Origin of the sequence: Rubrivivax gelatinosus, assembly GCF_016583785.1 — a bacterium.
GTDB classification, from domain to species: Bacteria; Pseudomonadota; Gammaproteobacteria; order Burkholderiales; family Burkholderiaceae_C; genus Rubrivivax; species Rubrivivax gelatinosus_B.
Genome location: NZ_NRRU01000202.1, coordinates 1 through 2,420 on the forward strand (window position 1 = coordinate 1; position 2,420 = coordinate 2,420).

The window sequence follows — 2,420 nt, forward strand, 5'->3', positions numbered from 1 at the left end:
GCGGCGCCGATGCCGGCGTCGGTGACCTTGTCGACGATCAGCTCCGGCGTCTGCAGCCGCGGCGCCGGCACCGGCGGCGCCAGCGGCCCGGCTTCGGCTTCGAGGCGCGGCGGCGGCAGCGGGTCGGCGGGCTCGGCGGCGCTGGCCTCGGGCCACGGCGTCGGGCCGCAACCCAGCAGCAGCGTCGTCGAACCGGCGGCAAGCAGCGTCTTGAACAGGTTGGACGGGCTCATCGGCTTCAGGCTTTGGGGCGCCACCGGGATGGCGGCGACCTGATGCAAACCTTAGGCGCGGGCGGCGGCGCCGGGCGTCGGGCGGCGTTGCCGCCCGGCGTAGGACAGGGCCGCGGCCACCCGGGCGGGCGCGGCCGACAGCTCCGTCAGCGCCCCGGCCGCGACGCGGCGGTCACCGGCGCCGGATCGACGCAGGGGTCGCCGCTTTCGCCGCTGCCGGCGTCGACGAAGGGCAGCAGGGCCGCCAGCGGCGCCGCCAGCAGGCCCAGCGCCGCCGCGGCCGCGGCGCGCCCGGCCAGTTGCGCGGGGTCCAGGCCGACCTCGGGCCGCGAGAACGAGCCGCCGATCAGCACCGGCGTGCGCAGCGACAGCGGCGAGAAGTCCTTGGGCCGCACCCGCGCCCGCAAAGCCAGCGTCTCGTCGGACAGGCTCACGCGCCCGTCCAGGCGCACGGTGCTGTCGCGGTTGTCGATCACCGCCACCTGCGGCTCGACGATGCCGTCGGCGACGCGGAACTCGAGCCGCGCGCAGCGCAGCGGCAGCGGTTCGTCGCCGCGCACCAGCACGCCCAGCGCCTGCGCCAGGTCGATGCCGGCGGCCTCGGTCAGCAGGTGCGAGACGGTGCCGCGGCGCAGCAGCAGCCGGCCGTGGCCGTCGGACGAGCCGAGGATCTGCGCCGTCGAGCGGCCGCGGCCGCTGAGCGCCAGCGCCCCTTCGAGCACCCCGGTGAGATAGGCGGTGCGCGCATCGCTGCTGGCGGCGCGGCCGCGGGCCGGCTGCAGCGCGGGGATCCAGCGCTCGATGCGCACGCCGTCGAAACGCAGGTCGGCGGCCCAGCGCGCGGGGCTGCTGCGGCCATCGAGTTCGGTCGTGCCCGCCACACGGCCGCCGCCCATCGAAGCCGACAGCGCGTCCAGCCGCAGCACGCCGCCGCTCAGGCGCACGCGCATGCGCAGCTGACGCAGCGGCTCGAGCGTGCTGCCGCCGAACACCAGTTCGCCGATGGCCACCTGGACGTCGGCGTCCATCGTGCGCAGCTGCGGCAGCTCGAACTCGCGCTGCGGCAGCACGCGGGTGGCCGGTGCGTCCGCCGCCGGCGGCGGCTTCTTGCGGCCGTCGCCGCCGACCGCCGGGCCGAGGTCGGCCAGCGCCAGGCGCTCGCCGCCGAGCCGGCCGCTCAGCCGCCCCGGGCGCGCGCTGCTGTCGTAGCGGAAGTCGCCGTCGAGCCGGCTGCTGCCGATGCTCGCGCGCTCGGCGACGAGCCGCCAGATGCCGGCGTCGTGCACGATGCGCCCGACGAGATCGAAAGCCGGCGTCGCCGGCAGCGCCAGCCCCAGCGGTTCGTCCAGCGTCGCCAGCGACGGGCCCTGCAGGCGCAGCGCGCCATCCAGGCGCCGGGCCGTGACCAGCGCCGCGGCGCGGCCGTCGAAGGCCAGCACGACGCGGCCGATGCGCCCTTCGACACGCACCGGCAGGCTGGGTGCGTTGTCGGCGCTCTGCAGCAGCGGCAGCGTGGCGGCGGCGTGTGCGTCCAGCACCACCGGCTGCCCGCGCCAGCTCCCGCGTGCACTGGCCTCGATGCCGGCGCCGCCCTCGCCTTCGCTGCCACGGATCTCGACGACGAGCTGCAGCTCGCCGGGACGGTCGTCGATCTCGATGTGGCCGCTGCCGACCGACAGCAGGCCGAACTCCGGCAGCTGCGGGTCGCTCTTGGCCGTCGGCGTGCTGCGGCCCAGCTGCCAGCTGGCGCGTCCGTCCTCCAGGCGCAGCAGGCGCGCGTCCAGTGCCCCGGCGCGCAGCGCCTGCAGCCGCAGCGGCTCGCCGTCGCGCCAGCGGCGGATGTCGCCCCAGTGCCAGTCGACCCGCAGCTCGCGCGCATCGACGAAATGCGGCAGGTCCAAGCCCTGCGCCGCGCCGACGACGAAACGCCCGGCCTCGACGTGCGGCCCGAAGACGAAACGCACGCGGAACGGGCCTTCGATGCGCACCGGCGTGCCGGTGGCCCGGGCCGCGGCGCGTTCCACCGGGCCGCGCAGGAAAGGCCAGCCCAGCGCCTCGCAGGCGAGCAGCACCAGCAGCAGCGCCGCGAGCACGATCGCGACCCCGCGCAGGCCGCGGCGCGCGGTCGTCATGCCGGCGCCTGCGGCTCGTCGCCCGGCGCTGGGTCGGCGGCCGGGGCCGGCGACC

Annotated in this window: 1 protein-coding gene and 1 pseudogene; both read right to left on the reverse strand. The window is 77.4% G+C overall.

Translation table 11 applies throughout. The features are described from left to right. A pseudogene (locus tag CKO43_RS25295) lies at window positions 1–233 on the reverse strand (hypothetical protein); the annotation flags it as partial. Window positions 234–379: 146 nt separating this feature from the next. Beyond that, window positions 380–2,365, reverse strand: coding sequence for an AsmA family protein (locus tag CKO43_RS25300; RefSeq protein ID WP_200380398.1), 1,986 nt, complete (start codon window positions 2,363–2,365; stop codon window positions 380–382). Window positions 2,366–2,420: the final 55 nt, after the last annotated feature.